Origin of the sequence: Streptomyces incarnatus, assembly GCF_001027185.1 — a bacterium.
Lineage (GTDB): Bacteria > Actinomycetota > Actinomycetes > Streptomycetales > Streptomycetaceae > Streptomyces > Streptomyces puniciscabiei.
This window is the reverse complement of record NZ_CP011497.1, coordinates 3,923,356-3,936,361: the sequence shown is the minus strand read 5'-3', so window position 1 is coordinate 3,936,361 and position 13,006 is coordinate 3,923,356. Positions and strand designations below refer to the sequence as shown.

Here is a 13,006-nt window from a genome sequence, read left to right as displayed (position 1 = left end):
GCCCTCGTCAGCGTTTGCCAGAGAGAAGGAAGAAGGTGGGCGGAACATGGCCGCCACCCAGAGGATCGCCGTCGGTGCCATGGTCGCCGCGGCCTGCGCCTCGTCGCTCGCCGGTTGCACGACCGGCTCGCACGTTTCTCACGGTTCGAAGCAAGCTGCGCCCGGCCCACAGAAGGGGGCTCCGGCGCCCGGCAGCGTATTCCGGCTGATCGGCGACGGATCCACCGCGTACACCGGCTCGCAGCCGCACCTGCCCAGGCCCGAGCGGCTGAAGCCCGGTCAGAAGCCCCCGCAGTTCGTGGTGTTCTCCTGGGACGGCGCGGGCGAGGACAGCCAGAAGCTGTTCTCGCACTTCCGCGAGGTCGCCAAGGAGAACCACGCGACCATGACCTACTTCCTCAGCGGCGTGTACATGCTGCCGAAGGAGAAGCGCGACCTGTACAAGCCGCCGCAGCACTCGCCGGGCAGCTCGGACATCGGGTTCAACGACGAGAAGGGCATCGCCGACACCGTCAGGCAGGCCCGGCTCGCCTGGCTGGAGGGCAATGAGATCGGCACGCACTTCAACGGCCACTTCTGCGGGCCGGACGGCGGGGTGGGTACCTGGTCCGTGGACGAGTGGAAGAGCGAGATCGCCCAGGCCAAGGAGTTCGTGAAGACCTGGAAGAGCAACACCGGCATGAAGAAGTCGGCCCCGCTGCCCTTCGACTACGACAAGGAGCTGATCGGCGCCCGTACCCCCTGCCTGGAGGGCCAGAAGAACTTCACGAAGGCGGCCCGTGAGTTGGGCTTCCGCTATGACTCCAGCGGTGTCAACAATCAGGTCTGGCCCAGGAAGAAGCAGGGCCTGTGGGACCTGTCGATGCAGCTCGTGCCCTTCCCCGGACACACCTTTGAACAGCTCACCATGGACTACAACTTCATGGTCAACCAGTCCGGCACCAAGACCCAGGGCGACCCGGACAAGTTCGACTACTGGGGCGACCAGATGCGCGACGGCCTGATCAAGGGCTTCTACCGGGCCTACGACGGCAACCGCGCCCCGCTGATCATCGGAAACCACTTCGAGTCCTGGAACGGCGGCACCTACATGCGCGCCGTCGAGGACGTGGTGAAGGAGGTGTGCAACAAGCCCGACGTGCGCTGTGTCTCCTTTCATCAGCTGGTCGACTGGCTGGACGCCCAGGACCCGAAGACCCTGGAGAAGCTGCGCACCCTGGAGGTGGGCGAGGCACCCCGGCAGGGCTGGGCGTCCTTCCTCTCCGGCCGTCCGGCCCCGGCGCCCAAGGGCGTGCCCGGGGCGCCGGCGGTCAAGCAGTAGCAGGAGGCGTCACACGGCGGTCGTGACCTCCGCGCCGAGGCTTTCGCCGAGCACGAAGGCCGGGTCGACCTGCGCCGCCAGGTCGGCCCCGGTGCGCTCGTTGCCCCACGCCTCGGCGTTCCTCAGGTGGAAGTGCACCATCTGGCGGGTGTAGCGCTCCCAGTCCCGCCGCTCGTAGGTGGCGTCGACGGCGGCCCGCAGGGTGTGCAGAGCACGGGAGTTGGCCTCCTCCAGCAGATCGAACCGGGGCGGCCGGCCCTTCTCCATGGCGCGCACCCAGTCCGAGCGCCCGACGGTCACGAGCAGGTCGTCCCCGACCTCCGCGCGCAGGAAGTCGATGTCGTCCTGCTCCTGGATCTTGTTGCCGACGACCTTCAGGGCGACGCCGAAGTCGCGGGCGTACTCCTTGTACTGGCGATAGACGGAGACCCCCTTCCGGGTCGGCTCGGCGACGAGGAACGTCATGTCGAAGCGGGTGAACATGCCGGAGGCGAAGGAGTCCGAACCCGCGGTCATGTCGACCACCACATACTCGTCGGGGCCGTCGACGAGGTGGTTCAGGAACAGCTCCACCGCTCCCGTCTTGGAGTGGTAGCAGGCGACCCCCAGGTCGGCGTCCGTGAAGGGGCCGGTGACCATCAAACGAGCGGCGCCGCCGTCGAGTTCCACCGGCCGGGCGCAGGCGTCGTAGACCGGGTTCGGCTCCCGCACCCGGACCAGCCGTGAGCCCTCGCCGGGCGGGGTCGTCTTGATCATCGTGGCGGCGGAGGCGATGCGCGGGTTGCTGCCGCGCAGGTATTCCTTGATCAACGGCAGCCGTTCGCCCATGGCGGGCAGCGCGGCGGCCTCCGTCTCGTCGAGGCCGAGCGCGGGCCCCAGGTGCTGGTTGATGTCGGCGTCGATGGCGACCACCGGAGCACCGGCGGACACGAGGTGGCGGATGAAGAGGGAGGAGAGCGTGGTCTTGCCACTGCCGCCCTTCCCGACGAAAGCAATTTTCATGTTCACCAACGGTAGTCGGGTGATCGCTGTGTGTGTCATGCTGAAGTGAAGAAGACCACTCCTTCGAGGGGTCGGCCGGTGGGGTGCGTAGTGTCGTACTCATGAGTACGACAGGCGCGAACGCCGACCCGCTCGCCGCCCTGGGCTCGCTGCCCGGTGTGGCCGACTCCGTGGAATCCGTGCGCAAGGCCGTGGACCGGGTCTACGGGCACCGGATCATGCGGCGCCGCAGCGCAGAGATCACCTCCGAGGCGGCCCTGCGCGGTGCCCGTGGCTCCGCGGCGCTGTCCGGGGCGGACTGGGCCCTGGAGGAGGTGCGGCGGCGTACCGACTTCAGCGGCGACGCCGAGGCGCGGGTCATGGGTGCGGCTCTCAGGCTGTCGGCGGAGGCGGGGCAGCTGCTGTCCATCTGGCGTCAGTCGCCCCTGAGGGTGCTGGCCCGGCTGCACCTGGTGGCCGCGGCGAGCCAGGGTGACGAGGTCGGCAGGCCGCGCCAGGCCGGCGAGAGCGTGGACGAACCGCTGATCGAGCTGCCGCTGCCGGACGCGGCGGAGGTCTCCGGCCGGCTGGAGGGGCTCGCGGACCTGATCATCGCCGGCACGTCCGCTCCGGCGCTGGTCACGGCCGCGGTGGTGCACGGGGAGTTGCTCGCGCTACGGCCCTTCGTCTCGCACAACGGCCTGGTCGCGCGCGCGGCCGAGCGGATCGTGCTGATCGGCAGCGGCTTGGACCCGAAGTCGATCTGCCCGGCCGAGGTCGGTCACGCCGAGCTGGGCCGCGCCTCGTATCTGGCGGCGCTGGACGGGTACACCTCCGGCACCCCCGAGGGCATGGCGGCCTGGATCGCACACTGCGGCCGGGCGGTCGAACTGGGCGCGCGCGAGTCGACGGCGGTGTGCGAGGCGCTGCAGCGCGGCGCGGCCTGAGTTCCCCGGGAAACGGCAAACGGCCCCCCTTGCGCGGCCGGACACGAACGAGGCCGGACACGAACGCGGCCGGACACGAATGCGGCGGTACGAGTCCTCGTACCGCCGCTGGCACGTCCACCGGGTTACCAAGCGTCCTCGATGATGCCCATCAGGTCGGGGTCTTTGCCCGTCACCTGGTGCGGCTGGCCCGTAATCGACGGGTCGACGTCGCGTGGGTGCCCGGTGTTCATGCGTGGTCCGTGGGCCAAGTGCGTATGACAGGTGATCCTCGCGGATTTCCTTTGGTCTCGCGGGCCTAAGGCCTTTGTACCGCGAGCCGGGAGGAAGCGAAAGTCCAGCATGCGGTTCTTTACTTTTGGACGCAAACAAGGGTGAAACGGGCGGCGGACGGACGGCGTCGCGGGGTCAGGCGGTGTTGCGGCGCCGGCTGGCGTACCAGACGAGGCCGGCGGTCGCGGCCGCCGCCCCTATGGCCGCCGCCGCGACCAGTGCGGGGCGGGGCGGGACGGAGAACGCGGGCAGCCGCTTCTTCAGCGGGACCGGCCGGCGGAACTCCAGAACCGGCCAGCCACGCGCGAGTGCCTCGCGGCGCAGGGCGCGGTCCGGGTTCACCGCGTGCGGGTGCCCGACCGACCGGAGCATGGGCAGATCCGTCGCCGAGTCGCTGTAGGCGTAGCAGCGGTCGAGGTCGTAGCCCTCGGACGCGGCCAGCTCCCGGATCGCCTCGGCCTTGGTCGGGCCGTAGGCGTAGTACTCCACTTCTCCGGTGAAGCAGCCGTCCTCGCCGACGACCATGCGCGTGGCCACCACCCGGTCCGCGCCGAGCAGCTCACCGATGGGCTCGACCACCTCGGCGCCCGAGGTCGACACGATCACCACGTCCCGGCCGGCCGAGTGGTGCTCCTCGATGAGGGAGGCGGCCTCGTCGTAGATGATCGGGTCGATCAGGTCGTGCAGGGTCTCGGCGACGATCTCCCGCACCTGCTGCACGTTCCAGCCGCGGCACAGGGTGGACAGATACTCGCGCATGCGCTCCATCTGGTCGTGGTCCAGGCCGCCGGCCAGGAAGACGAACTGGGCATATGCGGTGCGCAGCGCGGCCCTGCGGTTGATCAGTCCACCTTGGTAGAAGGACTTGCCGAAGGTGAGCGTGCTCGACTTCGCAATGACCGTCTTGTCCAGATCAAAGAAGGCTGCTGCGCGGGGCAAGGAGTGGTTTTCCACGCCCCAGAGCATAGGCGCCCACCATTCGGCGTAAGGTGGGGCGCGTGGGTTTGCCTGAGAGGGCTCTCGGGTACACCATGGAAGTCACGGATCGTTCGCGACCGTGCTAACCCGGTCCGACTCCTCCCCCCCCGAGTCGGCCGTGGGGACGACCCCCGCTCTCCCCCCCGGCGGGGGTCGTCGCATGTCCGGACGGGTTTTCTCCCTCCTCCTCTTTCTTCGTGAGGCCGCGGTTGCGGTACGGCGCCGCTGCGGGCGTGGTTTTGCCATGCCCATGATCCGTTACTCGGGGTAATCGTCGCGCTGCTCTGTGGAAGTCGCACAGGGGTCGGTACAGGGGTCACCGGTATGGGTGACGGTGATATTCACAGCCCCCGAGTTGTCCACAGTTTTCGACCAAGATCCACATGATTTCGCGGATCGCTGCACCGTGATTCCAGCGCGCTCGGCAGCGGCGAGTTCATGGCCGGTTCCGATTGCCGGAGCGCCTATGGCCGGTTTCTGTCGGCCGTTCATATGGAGGGCCGCTCGCCGGTTCTTCACACCTTTGGGAATCGCGTGGCCGCAGGGGCTGCGCGGCCCACGCAGTGAAGGGGGAACACCCGTGACCGCAGCCGTCACCCACGACCCGCCGCCCGGCTCCCCGGACCGGCCGGGCAGGCCGCTCATCGTCACCGAGGACGCCGAACTCCTGGACGACCTGCTGCGTCTGTGCGCGGCCGCGGGCGCCACACCCGAGGTCCACCACGGCGTCCCCGCACACGGCGACGGCTGGGAGGCGGCCCCGCTGGTGCTGGTCGGCGACGACGCCGTCCGCCGGGTCGGCGGCGCCACACGCCGCCGCGGAGTGGTGCTGGTCGGCCGTGACCAGGACGACCCGGGGGTGTGGCAGCGCGCCGTCGAGATCGGCGCCGACCACGTCCTGATGCTTCCCGACGGCGAGCAGTGGCTGGTCGACCGCATCGCCGACGTCGCGGAGGGAGTGGGCCGCCCAGCGCTCACCGTCGGGGTGATCGGCGGCCGGGGCGGGGCCGGCGCCTCCACGCTCGCGTGCGCGCTCGCCGTCACCTCCGCGCGCGAGGGACTGCGTACCCTCCTCGTGGACGCCGATCCGCTCGGCGGCGGACTCGACGTACTCCTCGGCGGCGAGAGCGCCGACGGACTGCGCTGGCCCGCCTTCGCCGCCTCCCGCGGCCGCGTGGGCGGGGGCGCCCTGGAGGAGTCGCTGCCCGAACTGCACTCGCTCCGGGTGCTGAGCTGGGACCGCGGGGACTGCGTCGCCGTCCCGCCGCAGGCGGTGCGCGCGGTGCTGGCCGCCGCCCGCCGGCGCGGCGGCACGGTCGTGGTCGACCTGCCCCGCCGCCTCGACGACGGGGTCGCCGAGGTCCTCGCCCAGCTCGACCTGGCGCTGCTCGTCGTCCCCGCCGACCTGCGCGCGGTCGCGGCCGCCGGGCGGGTCGCCTCCGCCGTCGGCATGGTCGTGCGCGACCTGCGCGTGGCGGTCCGCGGGCCGTACGCACCCGGCCTGGACGACCAGGAGGTGGCCCGGTTGCTCGGCCTGCCGCTGGCCGGCGAGGTGCCGGTCGAACCGCCGCTGCTGCGTCCGCAGGGCGGCGCGAAACCGCCCGGTGCCACCGGACGCGGCCCGCTCGCCCGCTTCTGCGCGAACTTCTGGGAGCGCGCGCTGGTCGAGGCCGGAGGCACCCGATGACCCTCACCGGACTCGACCGCGCGGACGGCGCGGCCCTGCTCGACGGCGTCCGGCGCCGACTGGCCGAGAGCGGCGCCGAACCCACCCCCGCGCGCGTGGCCCAGGCGCTGCGCGAACAGGGCCGGGTGCTCGGCGATGCCGAAGTCCTCGGCGCGGCCCGGCAGCTGAGGTCGGAACTCGTCGGCGCCGGCCCGCTGGAGCCGCTGCTCGCCGACCCCGAGGTCACCGACGTCCTGGTGTCCGCTCCGGACCGGGTGTGGGTGGACCGCGGCGGCGGCCTGGAGCTGACGTCGGTGACCTTCCCCGACGCGGCGGCCGTGCGACGCCTCGCGCAGCGGCTGGCCGCCGTGGCCGGACGCCGATTGGACGACGCCCGGCCGTGGGCGGACGCCCGGCTGCCCGACGGCACCCGGCTGCACGCGGTGCTGCCCCCGGTCGCCGTCGGCTGCACCTGCCTGGCCCTGCGGGTCGTACGGCCCCGGGCGTTCACGCTGGAGGAGCTGGTCCGGGCCGGCACGGTGCCGCCCGGCGGCGACCGGATCCTGCGCGCCCTGCTGGCGGCCCGGCTGTCCTTCCTCGTCAGCGGAGGCACCGGGAGCGGTAAGACGACCCTGCTCAGCGCACTGCTGGGGCTGGTCGGCGCGGGTGAACGGATCGTGCTCGCCGAGGACTCGGCCGAACTGCGCCCGGACCACCCCCACGTCGTCCGGCTGGAGACCCGGCCCGCCAACCAGGAAGGCGCGGGCCTGGTCACCCTGGAGGACCTCGTCCGGCAGGCGCTGCGGATGCGGCCCGACCGGCTGGTCGTCGGAGAGGTCCGTGGACCCGAGGTCGTGCATCTGCTCGCGGCCCTCAACACGGGTCACGAGGGTGGCTGTTGCACGGTCCACGCCAACGCCGCCGGAGACGTCCCGGCCCGCCTGGAGGCCCTGGCCACGGCAGCCGGGCTCGACCGGGCCGCGCTGCACAGCCAGCTCGCGGCCGCGCTCTCCGTGGTCCTGCACCTCGTACGGGACCGGTCCGGGCGGCGCCGGATCGCCGAGGTGCACGTGCTGGAACGGGACACCACGGGGTTGGTCCGGACGGTGCCGGCCCTGCGCTGGGGCGAGCGGGCCTTCGTACGGGAGCGCGGCTGGGAGCGGCTGGAGGGGCTCCTGGACGCCGGGACGGACTCGGAGATCGGAGAGGGGTGCGGGAAGTGATCGGTGAGACGTCCATGGGCGCGGCGCTGATCTGTCTCGGCGCGCTGGTCTGGCTGCTGTGCGGCGGGCACTACGGAATGCGGCGGGCGCGGCTGCTGCTCGCGGGCGGCGGAGCGGTGGCGGCCGGCCCGCACACCTGGGGCTGGCTCCGCCCGGAACTACGGCGGCTGTGTGGCCGGTTGGGGGCCGAGTGGTGGGCGCTCGCGGCCGGCCTGGCGCTCGGGCTGCTGGGGGCCTCGGTGATCCCGGTCGCCGCGGGGGCGGCCGGGGTGCCGGTGCTGCGCCGGGTGCGGCTGGCCCGGCAGGCCCGGCGGGTCCGGGAGCGGCGGGCGGACGCGGTGATCGTCCTGTGCGGGGCTCTCGCCGGGGAGGTGCGCGCCGGACGACAGCCGGGTGAGGCGTTGTTGCGGGCGGCGCGGGACTCCGGCGGGCTAGGGGAGGCGCAGGCCGCCGTGGTCGCGGCGGCCCGGTTCGGCGGGGACGTGCCGGGCGCGCTCGCCGCGGCGGCCCGGCAGCCGGGCGCGGAGGGCCTGCTCGGGCTGGCCGCGTGCTGGCGGGTGGCCGTGGACCGGGGCGCCGGGCTCGCGGCGGGCCTGGACCGACTGGACGCGGCCCTGCGCGCCGAACGGGACCAGCGCGCCGACCTGCACGCCCAGCTGGCAGGCGCCCGGGCCACCACGGTGCTGCTGGCCGTGCTCCCCGCCCTCGGCCTCCTTCTCGGCTCGGCCATGGGCGCGGCCCCCCTCCACGTCCTGCTCCACACCGGCGCCGGCCTGGGCTGCCTGACAGTGGGGTCCGCTTTCGAGGCGGCCGGGATGTGGTGGGCCGTGCGGATCGTGCGGGGAGCGGGGGCGGTGTGAGCGCGGACGTTGTCCACAGTCTGGGGACGGCCGGAGGCGTCGTGCTGGTCCTCGGCTGGGCTGTTCGGCGGCTGGACCTGGTCCGGAGGCGGCGTCGGGCACGACGGCGGGTGGCCGAGCTGCTCGGAACGGAAGTACCGGTGCCCAGGCGGAAGTTCGCGTCGGCGGGCCAGGCGCGGCGGTGGCTGCCGTTGGCCGGGGCGGTGGGCGGTGCCTGGGTTCTGGCCGGTGGTGTGACCGGGGCCGTGCTGGGGCTGGGTGCCGGGGTCGTGCTGTGGTGGTGGCGGGGCCGGCAGTTGGCCGCCGGCCGGGCGGAGGCGGTCGACACGGCCGCCGCCACGCGCCAACTCCCGCTGGCCGCCGATCTGCTGGCCGCCTGTATCGCGGCCGGTGCGGGACCGGTGGTCGCCGCACAGGCGGTCGGGGAGGCGCTCGGCGGGCCGGTCGGGCGAGCGCTGGCGCGGGGCGCGGCCGAGGTCCGGCTCGGCGGCGAACCGGCCGCCGCCTGGCGGGGGTTGGCCCAGCTGCCCGGCGCCGCGGCGCTGGCGCGGCTGCTCGAACGGGCCGACGAGTCCGGGCTTCCGGCGGCCGAACCGGCCGCCCGCCTCGCCTCCGACGCACGTGCCCAGTGGGCCCGCACCGCGACCGCCCGCGCCCGGCGCGCGGCCGTACTGATCTCCGCGCCGGTGGGCCTGTGCTTCCTGCCCGCCTTCATCGCGGTCGGCGTGCTGCCCGTCGTGATCGGACTCGCGGGCGGCATGCGGGGAGGCAGGTGAGGCGTCCGAGAGCGAACGAGCGCGAGCGGTCGATGAACCGGGCGATCGCGGAGAACCACGAAAGAGCTGAATCCCACGGGGGTTGGAATGCACAGGAAGATCAGGGAAGCGGCGGCGGTACGGCTGCTGGGCAAGGGCCGCCGGGACACCGGAATGGTGACATCCGAGTACGCGATGGGGATCATCGCGGCCGTCGGATTCGCGTTGCTGCTCTACGAGGTCGTCACCAGCGGCCAGGTCCGGGCGGAGCTGCAGGACATCGTGAAGAAGGCCCTCAGTGCGCGGATGTGAGCGAGGGGCGGACCGGGGATTCGTGACCGCTGAGGCGGCCGTGGTGCTGTGTGTGCTGGTGGCGTTCACGATGGCGCTGGTCTGGGGGCTGCTCGTGGTGGCCGCGCAGATCCAGTGCGTGGACGCCGCCCGCATCGGCGCCCGGGCCGCAGCCCGTCAGGACCCCGCCGACGCCGTGGTGACGGTGACCCGGGAGGCCGCGCCGCACGGCGCCCGGGTGACGGTCCGGCGCGAGGGCGACCGGGTACGGGTGACGGTGGTGGCCGGACCACCGGTGCTGAGCGGCCTGCCGTTCGAAGTACGGGAGCAGGCCGTCGCACCGGCCGAGGAGCCCCCGGCGACAGCAGCGACCGGGGAGGCGGCCAAGTGAGGGGAGAGGGGGCGAGGAGCCGGCCCTACTCGGACCGAAGGGCCGGCGCTGTGTGGATTCGGCGGGACTCGGACTGGGGGGCTGGCGCTGTGCGGAGTCGGCGGCACTCGGATCGGGGGGCTGGCGCCGTGTCGAGCTGGCGGGACTCGGACCGGGGGGCTGGCGCCGTGTGGATTCGGCGGGACTCGGACCGGGGGTCCGGCGCCATGTGGAGCCGGCGGCACCCGGACCCGGTGTCTGGCGCCGTGCAGGCCCGGCAGCGGACCGACCGGGGGTCCGACCGAGGGTCCGCCACCGTGTGGAGTCTGGGGGCGATGGCCGTGCTGTGCGCGGTGTTCGGCGCCGTGCTGGCGCTGGGGCAGGCCGTCGTCGTCCGGCACCGGGCGGCCGGCGGGGCGGATCTGGCGGCGCTCGCGGCGGCGGCCCACTGGGAGGAGGGTGGCGCGGCGGCCTGCGCACGGGCCGAGCGGCTGGCTGCGGCCCAGGGGGTACGGCTGGTGCGGTGCGCGATCGCCGGCGAGACCTCGGACGTGACGGCGGCCTCGGGAAGAGGGCCGTTCGCGGCGGAGGCCAGGGCCAGAGCGGGGCCGGCGGGACCGGTGCCGGAGGAAGCGGGGGCCACGGGGTCGAGGCCTGCGGGGTTGGGGCCCACGGGGTCGAGGCCTGCGGGGTCAGTGCCCACGGAATCGCGGCCCTCGGGGCCCACGGGATCGGGCCCTGCGGCACTGCGGCCGGACGCGCTCAAGCGGGGGGTGCCTGCCCCGGGGCCGCATCTTCCGTCGGCACCCCCGCCTTCTCCTCCGGCGCCCCCCGCAGCAGCACCGTGAGGAGCCGTACCGCCCCCCTCTTGTGCAGCGGGTCGTTGCCGTTGCCGCACTTGGGGGACTGGATGCAGGACGGGCAGCCGGCCTCGCACTCGCAGGACGCGATGGCCTCGCGGGTGGCGGCGAGCCAGGTTCGGGCGGTGTGGAAGGCGCGCTCTGCGAAGCCCGCGCCGCCGGGGTGGCCGTCGTACACGAAGACCGTCGGCAGCAGGGTGTCCGGGTGCAGCGGGACCGAGACGCCGCCGATGTCCCAGCGGTCGCAGGTCGCGAAGAGCGGGAGCAGACCGATGGAGGCGTGCTCGGCGGCGTGCAGGGAGCCGCCGAGGATCTCCGGGATGATCCGGGCCTCGTCGAGCTGGTCGTCGGTGACCGTCCACCACACCGCGCGCGTGCGCAGCGTACGAGGAGGGAGGTCGAGTTTGGTCTCACCGAGCACTTCGCCGGTGATGAGGCGTCTGCGGAGGTAGGAGACCACCTGGTTGGTGACCTCGACCGAGCCGTAGCAGAGGCGGCCGGCACCCCAGGGGATCTCGGTGTCGGTCTCCAGGATGGAGATGGAGGTGGTGTCACGGGCGACCGTGGAGTACGGCGGGTCGGCCTGCTCGACCAGGGCGACCGAGTCCTCCAGGTCCAGGTGCCGCACCAGGTAGGTGCGGCCCTGGTGCAGGTGGACCGCGCCCTCGTGGACCGTGGAGTGCGCGGCGCCCGCGTCGACCGTGCCGAGCAGGCGGCCGGTGCCGGACTCGACGACCTGCACCGGGCGCCCGCCCGCGCCGCGGATGTCGGTCAGGTCGGCGGCCCGCTCGCGGCGTGTCCAGTGCCAGGCCTTCGTCCGCCGGCGCAGCAGCTTCGCGGCCTCCAGCTGCGGCAGCACATCCGCGCAGGCGGGGCCGAAGAGGTCCAGGTCCTCCTCGGTGAGCGGGAGTTCCGCCGCCGCCGCGCACAGGTGCGGGGCGAGGACGTAGGGGTTGTCGGGGTCGAGGACGGTGGATTCCACCGGTTGGTCGAACAGGGCCTCGGGGTGGTGCACCAGGAAGGTGTCCAGCGGGTCGTCGCGGGCGACGAGGACCGCGAGGGCGCCCTGGCCGGAGCGGCCCGCGCGCCCCGCCTGCTGCCACAGGGAGGCGCGCGTGCCCGGATAGCCGGCGATGACCACCGCGTCCAGGCCGGAGACGTCCACGCCGAGTTCCAGGGCCGTCGTGGCGGCGAGCCCGAGGAGTTCACCGGAGTGCAGGGCGCGCTCCAGGGCGCGGCGCTCCTCGGGGAGATAGCCCCCGCGGTAGGCCGCGACCCGCCGGACCAGGGCGCGGTCCACCTCGGCCAGCTTCTCCTGGGCGATCACCGAGATCAGCTCGGCGCCGCGCCGGGACCGTACGAAGGCCACCGAGCGCACGCCCTGCACGGTGAGGTCGGTCAGCAGGTCGGCGGTCTCGGCGGTGGCCGTCCGCCGTACGGGTGCGCCCTTCTCGCCGTGCAGCTCGGTGAGCGGGGGCTCCCACAGGGCGAAGACGAGTTCACCGCGCGGGGAGGCGTCGTCGGCGACCTCGGTCACCGGCAGGCCGGTCAGCCGGCGGGCGGCGACGGCGGGCTCGGCGGCCGTCGCCGAGGCCAGCAGGAAGACGGGTGAGGCGCCGTAGCGCGCGCACAGGCGGCGCAGCCGGCGCAGCACCTGGGCGACGTGCGAGCCGAAGACGCCCCGGTAGGTGTGGCACTCGTCGATGACGACGTACTTGAGCGCCTTCAGGAAGGAGGCCCAGCGCGGGTGGGAGGGAAGTATGCCGCGGTGCAGCATGTCGGGGTTGGTGAGGACGTAGTTGGCGTACTGGCGGATCCACTCCCGTTCCTCGAACGGGGTGTCGCCGTCGTACACGGCCGGGCGCACCGAGGTGCCGAGCGGTTGTGAAAGTTCCTTCACCGACCGGCACTGATCCGCCGCGAGCGCCTTGGTGGGGGCCAGGTAGAGCGCGGTGGCCCCTCGGCCGTTCGGAGCCTCGGCGCCATCCATCAGGGTGGACAGGACGGGCACGAGGTAGGCGAGGGACTTGCCGGAGGCGGTGCCGGTGGCGACGACCACCGAGTCGCCGTCCAGGGCGTGCTCGGCGGCCAGCGCCTGATGGGCCCAGGGGTGTTCGATGCCGCACGCCCGGACGGCCGCGATCACCTCGGCCCGGATTCGGTCAGGCCAGACGGCATGGCGGCCCGCGCGCGGGGGCAAGTGCTCCGTATGAGTGATGCGCGCAGACCGGCTCGGCCCGGAGGCGAGCCGGTCCAGGACCGCGCCCGGAGACGGGCGGGACGCCGGGGCTGCCGGGGATCGATCGGATCGGTGATTCTTGGCCATCGGCACCGAGTGTGTCACTGGCGTGACGGACAATGGAGCCAAGGCGTCGTGCACGCCTGCCGGTAAGTGATTGAATGCCATCGCGGCTGGCGATGCGTCCCGGGGGCCGCAAGCCGAGGTGTCCTTAAGGGGCGACCGCTCGATAGCAAGGTGCT

At 73.3% G+C, this 13,006-nt stretch carries 11 protein-coding genes and 1 pseudogene; 9 read left to right on the top strand and 3 right to left on the bottom strand.

Going from position 1 to position 13,006, the window contains the following annotated elements; translation table 11 throughout:
- Positions 1-46: 46 nt before the first annotated feature.
- On the top strand, positions 47-1,321 hold the full coding sequence (locus ABB07_RS17600; RefSeq protein WP_208899596.1) for a polysaccharide deacetylase family protein: 1,275 nt from the start codon (positions 47-49) through the stop codon (positions 1,319-1,321).
- Positions 1,322-1,330: 9 nt separating this feature from the next.
- Here the strand turns inward: ABB07_RS17600 and ABB07_RS17595 are convergent, their stop codons facing one another.
- A complete protein-coding gene (locus ABB07_RS17595; RefSeq protein WP_208899595.1) occupies positions 1,331-2,323 on the bottom strand; it encodes an ATP-binding protein in 993 nt (330 codons plus the stop codon).
- A 101-nt stretch (positions 2,324-2,424) separates the two neighbouring features.
- Between ABB07_RS17595 and ABB07_RS17590 the strand changes: the two genes are divergently transcribed.
- Positions 2,425-3,249 carry a Fic family protein gene (locus ABB07_RS17590; RefSeq protein WP_208899594.1) on the top strand — a complete coding sequence of 275 codons (825 nt, stop codon included), beginning with the start codon at positions 2,425-2,427 and terminating at the stop codon, positions 3,247-3,249.
- Between the two features lie 408 nt (positions 3,250-3,657).
- On the opposite strand, the gene ABB07_RS17585 is transcribed toward ABB07_RS17590, so the two are convergent.
- Positions 3,658-4,488: an HAD family hydrolase gene (locus tag ABB07_RS17585; RefSeq protein ID WP_208899593.1), complete on the bottom strand. Its 831-nt coding sequence runs from the start codon at positions 4,486-4,488 to the stop codon at positions 3,658-3,660.
- A 592-nt stretch (positions 4,489-5,080) separates the two neighbouring features.
- Between ABB07_RS17585 and ssd the strand changes: the two genes are divergently transcribed.
- The 7 genes and pseudogenes from ssd to ABB07_RS40865 all read left to right on the top strand — a co-directional run.
- Positions 5,081-6,187 carry a septum site-determining protein Ssd gene (gene ssd / locus ABB07_RS17580; RefSeq protein ID WP_208899592.1) on the top strand — a complete coding sequence of 369 codons (1,107 nt, stop codon included), beginning with the start codon at positions 5,081-5,083 and terminating at the stop codon, positions 6,185-6,187.
- The gene (locus ABB07_RS17575) at positions 6,184-7,389 is read left to right on the top strand and encodes a TadA family conjugal transfer-associated ATPase (RefSeq protein WP_208899591.1); all 1,206 of its coding nucleotides are present in this window, start codon (positions 6,184-6,186) and stop codon (positions 7,387-7,389) included. Before ssd ends, ABB07_RS17575 begins: the two co-directional genes overlap by 4 nt.
- Positions 7,390-7,403: 14 nt before the next feature.
- On the top strand, positions 7,404-8,249 hold the full coding sequence (locus ABB07_RS17570) for a type II secretion system F family protein (protein WP_208903489.1): 846 nt from the start codon (positions 7,404-7,406) through the stop codon (positions 8,247-8,249).
- On the top strand, positions 8,246-9,025 hold the full coding sequence (locus tag ABB07_RS17565) for a type II secretion system F family protein (protein ID WP_208899590.1): 780 nt from the start codon (positions 8,246-8,248) through the stop codon (positions 9,023-9,025). The genes ABB07_RS17570 and ABB07_RS17565 overlap by 4 nt, the downstream gene beginning before the upstream one ends.
- Positions 9,026-9,112: 87 nt before the next feature.
- Entirely contained in the window at positions 9,113-9,316 is a 204-nt protein-coding gene (locus ABB07_RS17560; RefSeq protein WP_208899589.1) for a DUF4244 domain-containing protein, read from the top strand.
- A gap of 22 nt (positions 9,317-9,338) precedes the next feature.
- On the top strand, positions 9,339-9,686 hold the full coding sequence (locus tag ABB07_RS17555; protein ID WP_208899588.1) for a TadE family type IV pilus minor pilin: 348 nt from the start codon (positions 9,339-9,341) through the stop codon (positions 9,684-9,686).
- A 206-nt stretch (positions 9,687-9,892) separates the two neighbouring features.
- Positions 9,893-10,303 (top strand): annotated as a pseudogene (locus ABB07_RS40865) (Rv3654c family TadE-like protein); the annotation flags it as partial.
- A gap of 124 nt (positions 10,304-10,427) precedes the next feature.
- On the opposite strand, the gene ABB07_RS17545 reads toward ABB07_RS40865, so the two are convergent.
- Entirely contained in the window at positions 10,428-12,932 is a 2,505-nt protein-coding gene (locus tag ABB07_RS17545) for a DEAD/DEAH box helicase (protein WP_208899587.1), read from the bottom strand.
- Positions 12,933-13,006: the final 74 nt, after the last annotated feature.